Genomic DNA, 17,863 nt, shown 5'->3' on the forward strand with positions numbered 1-17,863 from the left:
GTTTGAAGGTGACCTGGAATGAGCGGGTACACCCTGCAAGAGGCCCCATGACCGTATTCTTCGCCAAGAAAGAAAAACTGGGAGACCTGCTGGTCCGGAAAGGCAAACTGCAGCCAAACCAGCTGGAACGGGCCCTGACCCATCTTGAATCAGTGCCCCAGGGACTGGGAGAAATTCTCGTGTCCCTGGGGTTCATCAGCGAGGACGACCTGCTCGACGCCCTTGCCGAACAATTGTCTCTGCAGATCTACACCCCACAGGAAGACGACGTCTTTCTGCCCATCGCTATTTCAAAAATTTTCCACCGCGAACATCCTTTTGCCCTGATTCAACGTAATGGCCGTGACATCATTCTGGTCTGCAATGACCCGATGGATGGGGACATTCTTTCGACCGCCCAGATAGAAACAACAGCACCTTTTGAAATCCAGATTGCCCTGGAAAAAGAGGTCAAGAAAATCGTTGACGAGCATTATGATCTCGGACTCGACGAAATTGAGCAGGAACCGTCCGTGATGGACGAGGCGGACATCGACAAGCTGAAAGACATGGCCTCGGAGGCTCCGGTCATCAAATATGTCAACAACCTGATCGACACGGCGGTGAACCGGCGGGCAAGCGACATCCACATAGAATCCTATGAGGGAGGGCAGTTGATCCGTTTTCGCATCGACGGCATTCTCCACGATTATGAAATTCCGCCGACGACCATGCAAGCGGCAATCATTTCCCGCACCAAACTTCTTGCCGCACTTGATATAGCGGAAAGGCGAATTCCGCAGGACGGCAAAATCTCCATGCGCATCGGCGGCAAGGAAATCGATCTGCGCGTTTCCACCATGCCGTCGGTTTACGGCGAAGGGGTGGTTATCCGCATTCTGGAAAAAGGCTCGATCATTCTTGAGATGAGCCACCTCGGCATGGGCGATGACATAGAACGGAAGTTCAAGGAGCTGATCACCTATCCGAACGGCATCATCCTGGTCACAGGCCCCACCGGCAGCGGCAAGACCACCACCCTCTATTGCGCCCTGAACCAGATCAATACGGGCACCAACAAAATCATTACCCTGGAGGATCCGGTGGAATATCAGTTGAAAGGGATCAACCAGACCCAGGTGCGCCCGGAAATCGGCCTGACCTTTGCAAAGGGCTTGCGCTCCATTGTCCGCCAGGACCCGGACATTATCATGGTGGGCGAGATCAGGGACCTGGACACTGCGGAAATCGCCGTTCAATCTTCCTTGACCGGCCATCTTGTCTTCAGCACCCTGCACACCAACGACGCTCTTTCCGCGGTTGTCCGCATGATCGACATCGGCGTGGAACATTTCCTTATCTCCTCCGCCCTGCGAGGCGTGCTGGCCCAGCGTCTTGTTCGCCGCATCTGCCCGGGATGCCGCACCACCCAGGGCAATATTTCCGAGCATCTCGGCTATGTGCCGACGGGCGGCGATTTCGAGATGTTCACCGGCGCGGGCTGCAGCCGCTGCTCAAACAGCGGCTACAGCGGACGGGTCGGCATTTATGAACTGCTGATCATGAGTGATGCCTTGTGCCGGGCAGTGGCGAAAAGAAAGGATCTGGGGGAACTGAAAGAAATCGCCCGGGCGGAAGGTTTCCAGGATATGTATCAGGACGGACTGCGAAAAATAAAAATGGGACAAACCACTCTGGCCGAGGTTATCCGGGTGAGCCGGGGAGTTACCAATGCCGATCTTTAAATACAAAGCAGTTGATGGCGACCGCTCCATTAAGGAAGGGGTGCTGGAGGAAGCGGACAAAGAAACGGCGGCAAAAAAGCTGATGAAACAGGGGCTGCGCCCCCTGGAAATAAAGGCGTACACCCCGGCTTCGGGCAGACAACTGCGCCTGCCCGCCTTCCTTGATTTTCATCGGGGAAAAATTACCCGCCTGGAAATAGATTTCTTTACCAAACAGATCGCCATGCTGCTCAATGCCGGATTGTCGCTTGACGCAGCGCTGCGGGTGATGAAAAACAACAGCCAGAAAGACTCCTTTAAAGAGTTCTGCGGCTCCATGGAAAGGAAACTCAAGGAGGGAAAATCTTTTTCCCAGGCCCTTGGCGACTATCCCTATTTTTCCCCCATGTACATCAATATCGCCAGGGCGGGAGAGGAAGGCGGCATTCTCCCGGCCATGCTGAACAAGATTTCCGAATACCAGTCCACCTTTCAGGAGCTCAAGCAATTTATCATCTCCGCATCCGTCTACCCCCTGATCCTCCTCATCGTGGGAATCATCGCAGTCATCATTCTCATCACCACCATTCTGCCCCGTTTCGAAGTGCTGTTTCAGGGAATCGGCCAGCAGCTCCCGGCCAACGTGGCCTTTATGATGGCGGTGGCCGGGTTTGTTTCCAATCATCTTTTTATCACCCTCATTCTGATCTTCGGGCCGATTGCGTTGATTGTCTGGTACATGCGGACACCGGAAGGCAAACAGTGGTATCACCGGCAATCCCTGAAAATCCCCGGACTGTCCGGTTTCATCCGGGAGCTGGAGACAACCCGTATTTTCCGAACCCTGGAGGTCCTGGTCAACAACGGCGTCCACTTGGCCACCGCGCTCCGCATCTGCACCGGCATTGCGGTCAATGAACAATTTCAGCAGCTGCTTTATCGGGCAACCGAGGCCCTCAAGGAAGGGCAGCGGGTCAGCTCGAAACTGAAAGGGGAATCCTTGCTGCCGAGCCTGGCGGTTGATCTGCTCTCCATCGGTGAGGAATCGGGCAAGGTGGGAGAGGTGTGCGGTCAGATTGCCGATCACTTCGACCAGGAACTGCGCACCCGGATCAAAAGACTGATCTCCCTGGTGGAGCCGGCCTTTATTCTCGCCATTGCCCTGATCGCCGGTTATATTGTTGTTTCCATGCTGTCGGTCATCTTAAGTATTAACGACATCGCGGGATAGGGTGGAATTTCTTTTCATGTCGGACTGGTCGGGCGTGCCATATCACAGGTTGTTTTCGGGTCGTTTCCGCGCAGCCGGATTTTCCCTGCTCGAACTGCTCTCCGTGCTGGTCCTGCTCGCTGTGGTGGCCGGGATCAGTGCCCCTCAGATGAGTAAATTGCTGACCGGCCTTGACTTCAGAAAACAGATGGGGAACATCACGGCAAATCTCAGATCCATCCGGCTACAGGCGATTACGTCAGGAAGGGAGATAGAAGTGCGCATGCAGGAAAACAACTTTCTGCTGCAAAGCGGGACAGAGGAGCCGCAGGAAAAAAATCTTGGCCTCCATCCGGAAAGTGAACTCACCATCACGCCGGAAATCATTTATTTCACGCCGCAATCAACCGCCACTCCCGCGACATTGACCTTTACCCTGGGCAACAGGAGTCGTTTCATCACCCTGGACGCCTTGACCGGCCTGCCGATAATCCAATAAGGCATGCCCCATGGTTGAACCGACGGCGACATATCGGCATACGGAGAAAGGGCAGCAGGGTTTCACCCTTTTTGAGGTTATGGTGGCGGTTCTGCTGCTTGCCATGGTTTCATCCATGATCTATTCCATTTTAAATGTCAGTATCAAATTCTCGGAAAAGGGTGAAAAAAGAATTATCCGGATTGAAAGGGAACAGGGGCTGCTTGGACTTCTCCAGCGCCAGATAACATGCGGGGTGTATGACAGCCAGACCAAGATGGTTGCCGTCGCGGCGGAAGACACGGTCCTCAAGGTGACGACCCGTGCACCGCTCCTCTATTCCCAGGCCGGAACCGTGCTGGCCGTCTATCGGTACGATCCGGACAGCGGTTCTCTTTATTACCTGGAAAAACGGGATTTTTACAACAGTGACTACAAGGAAGACTATATCCCGGATTATGAAAGCATGAAAATACTGGTCGAAAAATGCGCGCCGCTTGCCTTTGTCTACGAGGAAGACAGCAGCGCGGTGCAGGTTATTTACGACGGCAAGGAATATGAATTTACCCCCTGGTGCCAGACTGAGTTGCGGGCAATGGGAGCAACACCTGATGATATCTGACCGGCTCAGTGCACGCAACGAAAAGGGCTTCACCTTGCTTGAGGTGCTGGCCGCGGTGCTCATCCTGGCTCTGGCCTATGTGGCAACCCTGGAAAGCTTTTCCGTTGCCCTGATAAATATCGACAAAATAGCCCGAACCCGGACAAACGTTTTTGATGAAATGGTTTCTTTCAGCCTGGCCACCAGATTTACCGGTTCCGAAAGCGCCGCGGACGAGGAACAGGAGCAGGAGGAGAACGCCACCCTTTTCATGGAAGGGCATAAGTTCCGGCTGCTGGAGGTCCGCAGCGAAAGCGGGGAACTGGCAACTCTGCAACTGCGGCCCTTACTGTAAGACGAGCGGTAATATGGAGCGGGGCAATCACAGGAGAAACCAACCTCACCACCAGCAGGGATTTGCCTTGCTGGTGGTTATTGTCATCATGCTGCTGATATCGTTTCTTGCCGGCCAGCTCATCCTCAATGTGCGGACTGAACTGAGGATCGCCGCCAATGCCAAGGAACGGGCAGCCGGACTGTCTCTGGCGGAAGCGGGAGTGAACCTCGGGCTGTTCAGAATCCTTGACAAGCCCCTGGAATATATTAATGAACAGGATGCAACATTTGCCGAGGGGTATGAGTATGACGCATTTCTTCCCACCGGCCATTTACGCTATTATGTCGTCAACGAATCTGGTAAAATCGATTTGAACAAATTCAACCAGACTCTTTTGGAACTTTTTTTGGAATATATGCAGATAGACGCACCTGAAAGGGAAATTATCATCGATTCACTGTACGACTGGCAGGACAGTGACAATCTTCATCGTCTCAACGGAGCGGAACTGGAGACCTACGAAGCACTTGATGATCCCTATATCCCCCGCAACGGCAAAATCATGGAGCCCTCGGAATTTTTCCTGATTCACGGCACGGCTCCGCTGGCCGGCAAATTTCCGGCAAGCGACATCTTCACCACCCACAACACCACCGGTCTGGTGAACTTCAACAGCCTTTCCCCGCTGATGCTTGATTTCCTGACAGAAGGGGATGAGGTGAAAAAAAATGCCTATCGTGAGGCAAAAGAACTGTATGTCAATCTGGGCCAGGAACATGCGCTGCAGATCCTGGGGGCTGAACGGTTCAGCCAGGTGCGGGATGCACTCACATACAATTCCGGCAACAACAGGTTCTATTCCATCGTCGTCCGCGGCGAGGCCGGAGTGGACGAACAGGAACTTGCCGACAGGGAAAACGACAACCCAAAACCACCGGCGGCGGCCCACGAGGTGCGTGTCCTGTTTGAACTGCACGGCACCAAAGTAACCTATTATTCCCGGGAAGAAGGGTGGTCATGAAGGAGAGTGTCGAGATATTCATTCGGCCGGACGGTCTGCAAATTCAGGCCGCATTCCAGCCGGAGCCGGAATTCGTATCCCATCCCGTCACCGACCTGGGGATCAGGGTAACCCGTTTCTGCGGAGCAAAAAATCCCTCCGGCCTGAATGTCTTTTTTTACCTGTCCGAGGATCTGCTTTTTTACAAAAAATTCAGCCTGCCGCTCAAAACCGCGGATATCAAAGAGGCGGTCGGCTATCAACTGGCCATGCTCGCCCCCTTTGAAGGAAAAATACTGCACGGTTATACCGCCTTGCGAGGCAAGCAGGAGTACAGCATAAGCCTTTACGCCCTGCAGGAGGAAAAAGTAATCCCCCTGCTGGATGCGGTGGCGGGGCAAGGCTTCCATCTGGCCGGTCTTTTTCCCGAAAGCCAGCGTTATGTGACCCGCCACTGCAAAAAAAAGCAGTGGGGCCTGCTGTTGCCGGGGCGCTTTACCAAACTGCTGATATTTTCCGAGCACAGCATCCTTGACCGCATTCTCTGCCATGCCGTCCCTTCTGCCGACCAATTACAGAAACTCAGTCCCGGCGAGGTGATCTATTCACCTGCTCCGGCTGCGGGCAGCGGATTGCAGGACAGCGCGCCGCTGCTTGCCGAATTGCCGCTGCACAAGGAATTCAACCTTTTGCCGGCTTCTTACCGCAGGCCTGACTATCTCCGCTACGTCCTTATCGGACTTTGCATCCTCAACCTGTGTGCTCTTCTGGGAGTCGCGGCGATCAAGGAATACACCATCCTGAACCAGTTAAAAAAAGCGGACGGGGAAATTGCCGCGCTTCAGCCGCAAATCAAGGAAGTGGAGCAGCTCCGCCTGGAAGAGAAACAGTTGAGTGAGTCGATTAATCGCATTGAAGGTATCGGCCAAAATTTCGATATTATCGGTTTTTTTGCAAAGCTGACAAAGGATCTGCCGAAAAACAGCTATCTGGATCAGATCCGCATGGACGACATAACCGGGGCGATCCAGCTTCAGGGGTACACGGATGACATCGCGGACCTGACGGGCAAGCTCGATGCCTTGAATCAGGCGAAGTTAAAATCCACCAGCCGCCGCAAAAACCAGACTTATTTCCATGTGGAGGTCACCAGCAAATGAACCGGATCATCCTCCTGCTCAAAGGTGTTGACCGGAAGGCCCTTCTGCTTGGCCTCGGCGGCATTCTGCTGCTGTTCAACCTTGTCCGTTTGTCGTGGGGCGCATACAGCGATCAGAATGCGGAACTGGCAGCCAAACAAAACCTTCTGGAACAGTATCAGGACACGGTTGCCTCGCTGCCGACCCTGAAAAAGGGGGTGGCCCGTCTCAAACAGCGTTCCGCAAAGCTGGAAAAATATCTGTTCGCCGGTGTTTCCGAGGAGGAGGTCTCCTCGGCCATGCAGATAATGATCCAGGAACAGGTTACCAGGGCCGGGCTTGAGCCTGAATCAATCAGGCCGCTGGTAACGGGAGGCACGAGTACGCCGCGAGACTTCCACGAAATAGCCATCAAAATTCGGCTGTCAGGCACCATGAGCCAGTTTATGGATTTAATCAGCCGGCTTTACCGCTCCGATAAACTTTTCCAGATTGAAAGCTTTACCTTAAAGCCCTATAAAAAAGCGGAAATGAAGATTTTTCTCGATATCAAAGGTTTTTATACAATTACCAATGGGTAAACTCATCGCATCCGTCATCCTCAGCCTCTCTCTTCTCTTCCTGGTCAAGGAGGCGCTGGTTTCCATGCGCTCCGACCAGGAACAGGCCGGAGAATCCACCGCGCAGAAAACGACGAAACCCCAGCCCGTCCTTCCGCCGGACAAGGCGGTTGTCTTTTATCCGCCTGTTCCAGCCGTTCTGCCGGATTTGAACCAGGGGTACCTCTTCAACGCCGAGAGATTTCTGCCCGGCGACAAGGAGGATGAAACGGCGAGCGACATGACCGGCGAAAAAGGCCAGGAGATCACGGTGGATATTGCCACGGTTTTTTATGCCGGCTCAATTATCGTCGGCGATACCCGGAAAGGGTTGATCGTCTATCCAACTCCGGCATCCCCGTCGCCCGCGGCGCAGGGCGCGAATCCCAAAATGCCCACTGCCTCGAAACCAAGAAATTATACGCAACTGGTTGCCGGGGACACGGTTAGCGGGTATAAAGTTGTGGCAATCGAAGCGGATCGCCTGGTCCTGCAACAGGGTGAAGAAACCATTGAAAAATTTCTTAACGACCCGAAAAAGGCCCGGATTGCTCCGCCGCCGCCGCCGAAACCCCACGTGAGCCCGAAACCACCAACGGCAAGCACCACCGGGACGAAATCGGTCGTGCGAAGCGGTTCCCAGGCCGGAAGCGGACAGACATCGACGATAAGAAGAATCCCCGCGCCGCGTGCCTTGCCGAACAATGTAAGGATCCAAACACCCGGTGTTCCCCGGAATAACTGATATGACAACCGTGTCTCCTCAAAAAAGGTCACCCATGGAAAGTTGCAACAATATCTTTTTCTCCCGTGCCGACAGGCATTCGCCACTAAAGTGGACGCCATGTTCCCGGATAGGAACCGTTATGGCGGCCGTGCTCTTCCTTCTTCTGCTCAGCGGCTGTGCCTCTTTTCCTGCAAAAATCGACATGCCGCAGGTCGATCTGCAGAAAACCAGCGATACCATTGTCCGCGATCAAAATAAATCCACCATGCTCGAGGTGGAGGAATCACAGGTAAAGCCTGAAACCCGCCCCAAGGTCCGGGATCTGGAGGTCGGCACGCACGACCTTCAGGGGGGCGCCGCTTCCCGGATTCGGCAAACCCCGGAGAAAAGCACGGCCGGCAAGGCGAAGGCCGCAGCCGGGGGGGAAGAGGTCGAAGGCCTCATGCTGAACTTCGACAATGCCGACATCTATGAGGTCATCCAGCTTATTGCCGGAACACTGAACCTCAATTACATCATTGATCCCCAGGTCAAAGGCGTGGTCAATATCCATTCCGGCACAAAGATACCGACTGATCAGCTTTTCGGCGTTTTCAAGAAAATCCTCCACATCAACGGCCTCGACATCCGCAATGAAGGAGACTATGACTACATTTACGTCGCCAAGAAGACGGCAACGCAAATCATCAACAGCCCGAACGAAGTCGGCGACCTGACGGATTCCTCCCGGTTTGTCACCCAGGTCATCCCGCTCGCCCATATCGCCGCGGCCGAGGTTGTAAAGCTGGTGGAACCATATCTGTCGGGTCAGGGCTCCGTTCATGAACTGACGGACCAGAACACCCTGCTGATCAGTGATTATGAAAGCAAGGTGGTCGACATTCTGCGGATTATCGCCAAGATCGACATTTCCACCCTTGCTTCCCTCCATATCAAGATAGTGCGTGTGGACCATGCCCCGGTTTTTGATCTGCGGGATGAACTGACGGAGATTTTTCTTGCCCTGAAAATCAACCGCGCGGATTATGAAGGCATTTTCGTGGTGCCCCTGGAACGGATCAATTCGCTGATGCTCGTCAGCAACAATGAGCAGCAGCTCGTCAATGGCGTCGCATGGATCAAGGAACTCGACGTGGAGCAAACCCAGGACCGGGATAACATTTACATCTACAATGTCCGAAATTCGGTGGCCTCGGAACTTTCCGAGCTGATCAACGAGCTTCTTTCCGAGGATGGGTCCCAGTCCGACATGTTATCCAGGAAAACCACCGATCCCCTGTCATCAAAAGCGGATCCCACGTCATCGTCCCGGACAGACCGCTCGCAATCGGCAACCAAGACGAACAAAGCGACAAAATCCACCACAGGGACCACCTCCGGGAGCCTCAAGACATCATCGAGCCTCCGCTTTGTCGGCGAACCGGTGGTTTTTGCCGATGATGACCGCAATGTCATTCTCATTCGCGCCCTGCCGGCGGATTACAGCCGCATCGTCAAACTGCTGGAGCGGCTTGACAATCTGCCGCGCCAAGTGCTGGTAGAGGTCATGATTGCGGAAATAGAGCTGCAAAATGAACTTGAACTGGGTGTGGAATGGTTTGTCACCAATCAGAAATGGTCCTTGGGCACGCAGTTTTCCGCGGTCGGCCAAGTCGGGGAAAACGCCTTCCCCAGCGGTTTTTCCTATTCCTTCAGTTACGGAGACCTGGACGGCTTTCTCCAAACCCTGGCAACCAAAAGCAATTTTGCCATCCTTTCCTCGCCCCAGGTGTTGGTGCTCAACAATGAAAAGGCAAGCGTCAACGTGGGCAAGCAGGTGCCCATCGTCACCACGGTAACGGAAAACACGAATACCATCGACCAAGTTGACAAGACCGTACAATACATGGATACCGGCGTCATTCTGGAAGTCACCCCGCAGATCAATTACAACGGCATCATTCTGCTTGAGGTGAGCCAGACCGTCAGCAAGGCGCAGGAAAACACCACATCGGATATCAGCTCTCCGGAAATTTCCAAACGCGAACTGACCACGAAATTAGCGGTCAAAGGTGGGCAGTCCATCCTGATGGGGGGCATGATTGACAAAAACAATGCAACCATCCAAAGCGGGGTGCCGTTTCTCATGGATATTCCGCTGCTGGGCAATCTTTTCAAATACCAGAAAGACACGACACGCAAGACGGAGCTGATTATCATCATCACGCCTTTTGTCATTGAATCAGAGGATGTACTTGAGCAGTACGTCCGAGATTTTGAGGAAAAACTGGCCAAACTGCGGCCCCATCTTCATACCCCGGTCGACAAAAATCCGAGAATAGACTGGTAAAGGACGAGCAATGCGACAGATAGTAATTGACGAACTGAGCAGGGAAGAGCACGCCAACCTGGACAATTATCTGAAAAGAACCGTGAAGCAGGGGGGGATGGAAGGCATGTTCTGGCTGCCCATGCCGGATGATCTGCTGGCTGAGGCCCAGCAGGGCCATGACGAGTGCGGACCCTTTTTTTTCGGCATCGAGCTGACGGAAAAAAAGGTGATCGTCGAACTGCTGGTTCGCAGCCAGAGCAACCTGCACTGTTCATGTATCAGTTACGCCACCCGTGCGCAGCGCGATTTTCTGCTGGATTTCGTTGATCGCATGGTGACGGAGGAACATATCAAGGCCTGAAGAAGCTGCTTTCTTCGCGCGCAAAAAAACCCGCCGGAAGATTCCGACGGGTTTTTTTGCGTCCATTTGAAACCAGCTACTGCTGAGATTTGTTACCACCAGCAGATTGTTTGATCAGCCTCATAGACCATATCAACCAGCTTTGCATAGTCAGGAGCCTCGACGTTCAAATTAAAGGTTTGATTATCACGGCCCTCGGAGACGATTTCAACCAGTTTTTTTACCTGATCATTGGGTTCGGAACGGTATACATGCAGGATTTTCATTGTCCATTCTCCCTGTATAATATCTTAAAGCTCTATCAGCTCTTGTCGCTTCGCATGATGCCATAGGGAACGATATATTCCATTTCCCGCAGTTTCTGGCCAAGCTCTTCGAGTGTCATTTTCACCAGACCGTGTTTTTCGACGTTGCCGTCCGGAATGGTGAAGATTTCGCCTTCCATATCGCGAATCCAGTCGATATTTTCCTTGTGATACTCGGTCATCTGCTCGTCGGTGATTTCGGTGTTCATGACGACGCCATAGGCATACATATTCTCCACGGCAAGACCAAGGGCTGATCTGACGCCATCCAGAATATACTCGCTGCTGGGGTACATAAAGCATACTTTTTTCGACATCGTTTCCTCCTATAAGGTCAGGTAGCAGTCGTAGTCTTCGATAATAGCGCCATGCTGGGCCTGGGTCGCCATCTTCTCCTGGGTCAGACCTGCCGGAATATCAGCCACATCATAACCCATTTTCTTATAGCTGTCGGCGCAGATGGAAACATCAACGTTGTCCATGGCACACAGCTCTTTGAAGGTCGGACACTTGGTCAGATGGGTTGCCGTCCAGGTGCAGAAAATTTTAACCTTGGACCCTTTGGCAAGAGCGGCCTTGGTAATGCCAAGGACATGCCTCATGTTCTGGGGAGAGGTTACAAAAATCCCGATACTTTTTGCCATTTGATTCCTCCATTTAATCAGATGTTGCGCTGCTCCCGTATGAAATGACTGGGGGCGGCGCGGATTCCGTCAGACATAAATGATGCGGGGCATCATTTATTTTTTCTTAATAAAGAAACGGAAGTAACCGGATTCTTCTTTCTCACCCACGAACTCATGCCCGGCCCTCGTGCACCAGCCCGGCAGGTCGTTCCGTGATCCGGGATCGGTCCCGAGGATTTCCAGAATCTGTCCGGAACTGATCTTGTCAATTTCCTTCTTGGTACGCAGCAGGGGCATTGGGCAGCTCAGACCCTTGGCATCAAGTGTGCGGTCTGCTTTAATATCGGCCGGTGCTTGTTTAACGTCGCTCATTGATTCCTCCTCACAACAGGTTTAACATTTAACGTTTGCGCTTCCACATACCTGGCAATCCAGCGTTCCGGACCAGGCAACCTTGAGATATCAACCTCATTTTTCCTGATTACGACAAAATTTCAATTAACAAGAAAGAAATATTCTGTCAAGGCGAAAAATGAATCACTGTTCATAGCAAACGACGAGCCATTTTATTGAAAGAAATCCTTGCGATAAACTTACTTGACAAATTTTTTTGGCAAGAGTAAAGGTTTGCAAATCATAAATTGATAAACCATTAATGGGTTCCTTTGAGGAGAGGTTCAGACGGTTTCGGCAACCGTCTCGAGAGGAAGCATTAATTTAAAAAGGGAGAAGAGAGAATGAGTGAGGAAAGTATTTTCGGCAGCAAAGTGAAAAAGCTGTATAAGGCCCTCTGCCAGGAGGAGTGGAACGCTACGATGACCGGGATCATGGTAGCCCTTTTCACCATCTTGATCATGGCGTGGTGGCGGCCCTGGGGTGCGGTCGGCGCGATTCGTAACTGGGGCGACTGGATCTTGTACGGTCTGGCAAGCGGCATCGGCACCGATGCCGGCATATTCGGTTATTTTGAAGACGCGCCCAGCGGTATTCTCTCCAATACCGGTTCCGTCATCGGCATCGGCTTTGTGGCCGGCGCCTTTGTCTCCGCCTGTCTGGGCAATGATTTCGCCATCCGTATCCCGCCGGTTCTGGAAATGTGCAAGGCGGTTGTCGCGGGCCTTTTCATGGGTGTTGGCGCAACACTGGCCGGCGGCTGCAACGTCGGCGGTTTCTATAACGCCATCGGCAACCTGTCCGCCCACGGATTCGCCATGTGGCTCGGCCTGGTATTCGGCGTCATCATCGGTCTTAAGTACATCTACTGGGAGATGGAACATGTCAGCTGGGGCAGCGGCGGCGCCAAAACCATCGAGTTTCCCAAGGGACTGAACGGACTGCTGGGCCTGGTCGCCATTGTCGCCCTGGTTGCCGGCGCCTACATGTATGCCGGCAACGAAGACAGCGACTACATGGCTTCCCTGAGCGGTATCCTGATTATCGCCGCCGGCCTGGGCTACTCCATGCAGAGGGGCCGCTGGTGCATGATCCAGGGCTTCCGTGAACCCCACATGACCGGCAACTGCACCATGGCGAAATCCGTGGCGCTCAGCATCTTCATCGTCGCACTCGGCGCCGTGGTCCTCAAATACGGCGTGCCGGTCCGTCTCGATGGCGACCCGGTTCTCGGCCCCATGAACTATGTGCGCGGCACCTTCGGCTGGGGCGGCGTTGTCGGCGGTATCGTTTTCGGTTTCGGCGCCATGCTTGCCGGCGGTTGCGGTACCGGCACCCTGTGGCGCGTCGGTGAAGGCCAGGTTAAGCTGTGGATCGTTGTTCCCTTTTTCGCCATTACCAATTCCATCATGACCGCCTGGTTTACCGACAGGGAATTTGAGGCGGACGGCGTGCTGGGCAGTTACGTATACCTGCCTGACGTCATGGGCTACGGTGGAACGCTGTTTTTGATCGGCGGTTTTCTGGTTGCCTGGTACCTGATTGTCGACTGGAATGAGGACGCCAATAAGCTGATAGTTGAAATGTAATCAGCGGCGGCTCCCGCCGTCTGAAGAACGGTACAAAAAATCGCATTCCCGATCGCCTCGGGGATGCGATTTTTTTTGCCCTTGACAGCCATGCTGTTCTCCGGGCACAGTGATATATAACAGCTATGATGACTTGGCGGAAAATTCAGGCAGCGCCTCACAACACGACATGACAAGAAAATGAGTGGACCCAACTCCGGGCTGCGCCCCTACATCTCACTGGCGGCTGAACATCTTTTGCAGGGCAATGAAGTGCTTGCCATCGTCGACGATGAAATCGCCATCCGTGAACCGCTGAAACTCTACTTTGAGCAACAGGGATTTCCCGTGACCGACGCCGGCGGCGGCTTGGAACTGAAGGCGCTGCTCGCCCAGGCAAATGTCGCCCTTATCCTGCTCGATATCGGCCTGCCGGACATGGACGGTACCGCTCTGCTGCCGGAAATCACAGCCGGCTATCCGGACACCTCCATCATCATGCTATCCGGACAGGCGGACATCCAGGTGGCGCTGGAGTGTATTCGCAACGGCGCCGATGATTACATCACCAAACCGGTGCAATTTAACGAAATCATGGTGGTGGTGAAAAAAAATCTGGAAAAAAGACGGCTGGTGCTGGAAAACCGCCGCTACCAGAAAGATCTCGAGCAGGCCTATTTCCGCATTCAGCTCCTGCACCAGCTTTCCGTGAAGATGAACACCGTTTATCTCAGTTCCGGCGAGCTGGACCAGATCCTCCGCGCCATTCTGGTCGGCATAACCGCCAATGAGGGGCTGCGCTTTAACCGCGCCTTTCTGGCCCTTTTCGACGACGAAAATCAGGTCCTGACCGGCAGGATGGCCATCGGTCCGGGATGCAGGGAAGAAGCGGCCCAGATATGGACGGAAATGAGAACCAAAGACCTGCAGTTCCTCGATATCGTTAATAATCTCGGCCAAGCCTGTTCCCGTGACGATGACACGGTGAACAAAATCATTAAAACGCTGCATATTCCGGTAAGCCTCGCCGATCACATCCTGATAAAGTCCGCCCAGGAGAGAATCAGCTTCAATGTCACCAACGGCACCGCGTCAATCCCGGTTCCCGAGGATCTGATCCATCTCCTCCAGGAAGACACCTTCGTCGTGGTGCCGCTTTTTGCCCCGGGCCGTTCCATCGGCGTTATTATCGCCGACAACTACGTAACCCGGAAACCCATTCCGGACGGGCATGTCGGCGCCCTGGAGCTTTTTGCCAGCCAAGCCAGCCTCGCCATCGAGCAAAGCCGTCTCCACCGTGACATGCAGCGCAAACTGGTCGAACTGGAGGAGGTAACCCACGAGCTGGACAAAAACAAGGATCTGCTGATTGAGGCGGAACGTTATGCCGCTCTCGGCCAGATGGCGGCCCAGATGGTGCATATCATCAGAAATCCGATTACCTCCATCGGCGGGGTTGCCCGTATTCTGGCCCGCAAAATCGAGGGTGATGAGTGGAAAAAATATCTGGATGTCATGGTCAAGGAAACAGACCGGCTGGAGGCGACCCTGACCGAACTTTTTGATTTTGTCAGTCAGCCCCAGGGGGAAAAACAGCTCGGCCCCCTTTATCCGGTCATCAAAAAAACATTGATGCTGATCAGAACAAGCCTGGTGAAACAGAATATTTCCTGGAAACTTGACCTGCCCGAACCCGATCCCACCATTTTCATGGACAGCAAACAAATTCGCCGGGTCTTTCTCAACATCCTGCGCAATGCCATGGAGGCCATGCCGTCCGGCGGCACGTTACACATCAGCGCCGCGAACGACAACGAAATGGCCCATGTTTCATTTCGTGACACAGGCGGCGGACTGAACGGCGCCTATCTCAACAAGGCTGCGGAACCTTTTTTCACCACGAAAACATACGGCACCGGCATGGGACTCACCCTGGTCGACAGGTTTATTAAAGCCCACGGCGGCAATTTTTCTCTCATTCGTCACGATGACGGCCTGGAGGTGAAAATAAATCTGCCCCTGGCACAAAATGAAAATCACTGACACCTCTCCTCATCCGCTGTCCGGCAAAACCACCCAGATCGCACCAAAAAGCGACACAATCAAAAACCTCGATGCCCTGCCGCAATTCAATCAGGGCGATCTCATCAAGGCAAAAGTGATGGGCCTTGGCGGGGACGGGAAAGTCATTCTCGATGTAAACGGCAAAACCATCACCGCGCAAAGCCTGATCGAACTCAAGGTCGGCAGTGAGCTCTGGCTGGAGATAGGCAAAGGCGGCAGCCTGCCGCTGCTTGCTCTTGCCGGTAAAAAAGGCGCTGTGCAGGATTTTTTGAAAATTCTCCTGTCCGGATCTTTCGCGTCCGTCGGAACGACAGGGGGCAAGGCGCCGGCGTCCTTGCCGTCGCCCTTGATCCAGGAAACGCCGCAAAGCGGGACGACGCCGGCAGCGTTGGCTGCCGCGCTGATCGCCGGGGAGCCGGACGCAGACATCATACGAACTCTCATTGCACTGTTAAGCAGCCGGCCGACAACCAAAAAAGAATTTTCCGATCCGGCGGCCGGTCTCACCCGACAAAAAACAACTGACGAAATGGGCTCTCACCCTGCGGATAAACTGACCAGGCTGATGACGGCCCATCAAGAAGTGAACAGCCAGCCGCCCCAGGGAAGCAACCAGAATTTTTATCTCTTCCCCTGTTTTTTTGCAGGCAACACGGGCTGGGGTGAATGGCTTCTCGCCCTGGAAAGAGATGCCGCTCAAAAAGACAAGGAGAGCTTTTCTTTAAGTTTTTTTCTTGACATGAGCGGCATTGGTCCGCTGGCCATCCATGCCGCCGTGGCGGACACGGCAATCAGCGGCGAGTTCTGCCTGCAATCGGAAAAAGCGCTTCAGCATATTGCCGCCAATGTCCCTGAGCTCCGCCGCATTCTTGAAAGCCGGGGCTATCAGCCGGTTGCCTTTTCCTGTCGGCTGGACAGCAACAACATTGTCTCCCAATTAAAAGACAAACTGGAACAAAAGGCATCACTCCATCGTTTCTCCCTGATTGACATCAGCGTCTGACCCCCTTTTGTTGGCCACAAAAAACGGCCGCTGCCAGGAAAGATGGACGGCAAAAAGACCGGCACCCAGAAAAAGCAAAAAAGTGGGCTGCAGCGCCTGACAAAAGCTCTCTGCCATATGTCCTTCATAATGGCGCAGATCGTATCCGCCGGAAGTGAGGCGGAAAAAAAAAGAAAAAGCCATACCGGCCAGCGCCACGCCGAGCATCATACCGAGATTTCTCGCCGTGGCGAGCAGCGCCGCGGCTGTGCCGCTGTTTTTATTGCCCAGCCGACCGAGAACGGAAGCGCTGTTGGGTGAAAGAAACATGGCTTGACCGATCCCGAGAAACATCAAGCGCACCGCCACTCCCCAGGGAGACGTTTGCGGTGTGAGCAAAGCCAGCAACAGCAGGCCAAAACAGGAACAGGCCAGGCCCAGGGTGGAAAGAAGTTTTGCCCCCAGATAATCCGACAACCAGCCGGCAAGGGGCGCCACCAGCAGGACGGTCAAAGGAATGGTCAGCATCACAAGTCCGGTGCGAGAAGCACTTAATCCCAGGACGCGATCAAGATAAAAGGGAATGAGAATCAGCACGGCAAAGAGAATCAGAAAAGAGAGCAAGGCGCTCATCACCCCAATGAAAAAAAAGGATTTTTTCAGCAGGGCGAGGGGAAAAACCGGATCCGCGGCCATTGCCTCAACCCGAATAAAAACAATCCCGACAAACAGGATAACGGCGATAAAAAGAGTTGCCATCGGCCAGGAAATCCCGGTGGACAGGGCATGGGTAAGAAAAAATGAAACCGCGGCAAGCAGCAGCGCCCAGAGAGTTGACCCTGCCCAGTCAAATTTGCGGGTCGATGCGCCGGTTGAGGGAGTGGCAGGCAGCACAAAGCGGGATAGGACGGCGAACAAAAAGCAAACCGGCAGGGAAAGAAGAAAAAGGGCCCGCCAGGAAAAAAACTCGATGAGATAGCCGCCGATCACGGGACCGCTCATCAGCCCGAGAGAAACGGGTATGCCGACAAACCCCATGCCGCGACCAAGTTTTCCCGGAGGAAAGGCCTGCCGGATCAAGGCTGGACCGTTTGCCATCAAAACGGCAGCCCCCAGGGCCTGCAAAAAACGGGCGGCTATCAGCAGATTCAACGTCGGGGCAAGGGCACAGAACAAGGACCCGACTCCGAAAACAAGAAAGCCGAATCCGTAAAAACGATTTCTGCCCAGCCGGTCGGAAAAATGGCCCCAAACCAGCAGTGTGGTACTCGTGGTGAGCAGATACGACATCACCACCCATTCGGTTTTGTGAAGCGGCGAGCCGAATTCAGCCATGATGGCGGGAAGAGCGATGTTGACCATGGAACTGTCCAGGGTGGAAAGAAAAACACCGAAACTCACCACGAGAAAAACCAGCCATTTTTTGCTGTCGCAATCCACGGTTATCCCTTGAATGTGA

The 17,863-nt window shown here is 53.7% G+C and carries 18 protein-coding genes; 14 read left to right on the forward strand and 4 right to left on the reverse strand.

The annotated features are described in order from the left end of the window. The first annotated feature begins 47 nt into the window (after nucleotides 1-47). The 11 genes from BM485_16330 to BM485_16380 all read left to right on the forward strand — a co-directional run bounded on the left by BM485_16330 (nucleotide 48) and on the right by BM485_16380 (nucleotide 10,466). Nucleotides 48-1,724, forward strand: coding sequence for a hypothetical protein (locus tag BM485_16330; protein ID OKY73841.1), 1,677 nt, complete (start codon nucleotides 48-50; stop codon nucleotides 1,722-1,724). Beyond that, on the forward strand, nucleotides 1,711-2,934 hold the full coding sequence (locus tag BM485_16335; GenBank protein ID OKY73842.1) for a hypothetical protein: 1,224 nt from the start codon (nucleotides 1,711-1,713) through the stop codon (nucleotides 2,932-2,934). Before BM485_16330 ends, BM485_16335 begins: the two co-directional genes overlap by 14 nt. Nucleotide 2,935: 1 nt before the next feature. Continuing rightward, nucleotides 2,936-3,412 carry a hypothetical protein gene (locus tag BM485_16340; protein OKY73843.1) on the forward strand — a complete coding sequence of 159 codons (477 nt, stop codon included), beginning with the start codon at nucleotides 2,936-2,938 and terminating at the stop codon, nucleotides 3,410-3,412. A 10-nt stretch (nucleotides 3,413-3,422) separates the two neighbouring features. After that, nucleotides 3,423-4,013, forward strand: coding sequence for a hypothetical protein (locus tag BM485_16345; GenBank protein ID OKY73844.1), 591 nt, complete (start codon nucleotides 3,423-3,425; stop codon nucleotides 4,011-4,013). Further along, nucleotides 4,003-4,347: a hypothetical protein gene (locus BM485_16350; GenBank protein OKY73845.1), complete on the forward strand. Its 345-nt coding sequence runs from the start codon at nucleotides 4,003-4,005 to the stop codon at nucleotides 4,345-4,347. Before BM485_16345 ends, BM485_16350 begins: the two co-directional genes overlap by 11 nt. A gap of 67 nt (nucleotides 4,348-4,414) precedes the next feature. After that, the gene (locus BM485_16355; protein ID OKY73846.1) at nucleotides 4,415-5,350 is read left to right on the forward strand and encodes a hypothetical protein; all 936 of its coding nucleotides are present in this window, start codon (nucleotides 4,415-4,417) and stop codon (nucleotides 5,348-5,350) included. Next, a complete protein-coding gene (locus tag BM485_16360; GenBank protein ID OKY73847.1) occupies nucleotides 5,347-6,489 on the forward strand; it encodes a hypothetical protein in 1,143 nt (380 codons plus the stop codon). The genes BM485_16355 and BM485_16360 overlap by 4 nt, the downstream gene beginning before the upstream one ends. After that, complete coding sequence (locus tag BM485_16365) at nucleotides 6,486-7,049, forward strand: hypothetical protein (GenBank protein ID OKY73848.1); 564 nt, start codon at nucleotides 6,486-6,488, stop codon at nucleotides 7,047-7,049. The genes BM485_16360 and BM485_16365 overlap by 4 nt, the downstream gene beginning before the upstream one ends. After that, nucleotides 7,042-7,812, forward strand: coding sequence for a hypothetical protein (locus BM485_16370; protein ID OKY73849.1), 771 nt, complete (start codon nucleotides 7,042-7,044; stop codon nucleotides 7,810-7,812). The genes BM485_16365 and BM485_16370 overlap by 8 nt, the downstream gene beginning before the upstream one ends. Nucleotides 7,813-7,933: 121 nt before the next feature. After that, nucleotides 7,934-10,123 carry a type II secretion system protein GspD gene (locus BM485_16375; protein ID OKY73850.1) on the forward strand — a complete coding sequence of 730 codons (2,190 nt, stop codon included), beginning with the start codon at nucleotides 7,934-7,936 and terminating at the stop codon, nucleotides 10,121-10,123. 10 nt (nucleotides 10,124-10,133) lie between these two features. Continuing rightward, nucleotides 10,134-10,466 (forward strand): hypothetical protein, encoded by a 333-nt coding sequence (locus tag BM485_16380; protein OKY73851.1) that lies wholly within the window; start codon nucleotides 10,134-10,136, stop codon nucleotides 10,464-10,466. A gap of 301 nt (nucleotides 10,467-10,767) precedes the next feature. On the opposite strand, the gene BM485_16385 is transcribed toward BM485_16380, so the two are convergent. The 3 genes from BM485_16385 to BM485_16395 form a co-directional block, all read right to left on the reverse strand. Next, nucleotides 10,768-11,088: a hypothetical protein gene (locus BM485_16385; GenBank protein ID OKY73852.1), complete on the reverse strand. Its 321-nt coding sequence runs from the start codon at nucleotides 11,086-11,088 to the stop codon at nucleotides 10,768-10,770. Nucleotides 11,089-11,097: 9 nt separating this feature from the next. Then, nucleotides 11,098-11,415, reverse strand: coding sequence for a peroxiredoxin (locus BM485_16390; protein OKY73853.1), 318 nt, complete (start codon nucleotides 11,413-11,415; stop codon nucleotides 11,098-11,100). Between the two features lie 96 nt (nucleotides 11,416-11,511). Beyond that, nucleotides 11,512-11,769 carry a preprotein translocase subunit TatC gene (locus BM485_16395; GenBank protein ID OKY73854.1) on the reverse strand — a complete coding sequence of 86 codons (258 nt, stop codon included), beginning with the start codon at nucleotides 11,767-11,769 and terminating at the stop codon, nucleotides 11,512-11,514. A gap of 365 nt (nucleotides 11,770-12,134) precedes the next feature. Here BM485_16395 and BM485_16400 point away from each other — a divergent pair, with 365 nt between their 5' ends. The 3 genes from BM485_16400 to BM485_16410 all read left to right on the forward strand — a co-directional run bounded on the left by BM485_16400 (nucleotide 12,135) and on the right by BM485_16410 (nucleotide 16,425). Then, nucleotides 12,135-13,379 (forward strand): YeeE/YedE family protein, encoded by a 1,245-nt coding sequence (locus BM485_16400; protein OKY73855.1) that lies wholly within the window; start codon nucleotides 12,135-12,137, stop codon nucleotides 13,377-13,379. Between the two features lie 180 nt (nucleotides 13,380-13,559). Then, complete coding sequence (locus tag BM485_16405) at nucleotides 13,560-15,401, forward strand: hypothetical protein (GenBank protein OKY73856.1); 1,842 nt, start codon at nucleotides 13,560-13,562, stop codon at nucleotides 15,399-15,401. Next, a complete protein-coding gene (locus tag BM485_16410) occupies nucleotides 15,388-16,425 on the forward strand; it encodes a hypothetical protein (protein ID OKY73857.1) in 1,038 nt (345 codons plus the stop codon). Before BM485_16405 ends, BM485_16410 begins: the two co-directional genes overlap by 14 nt. Here BM485_16410 and BM485_16415 read toward each other — a convergent pair. Next, complete coding sequence (locus BM485_16415) at nucleotides 16,387-17,844, reverse strand: hypothetical protein (protein OKY73858.1); 1,458 nt, start codon at nucleotides 17,842-17,844, stop codon at nucleotides 16,387-16,389. The genes BM485_16410 and BM485_16415 overlap by 39 nt on opposite strands. Nucleotides 17,845-17,863: the final 19 nt, after the last annotated feature.

Source organism: Desulfobulbaceae bacterium DB1 (assembly GCA_001914235.1).
Lineage (GTDB): Bacteria > Desulfobacterota > Desulfobulbia > Desulfobulbales > SURF-16 > DB1.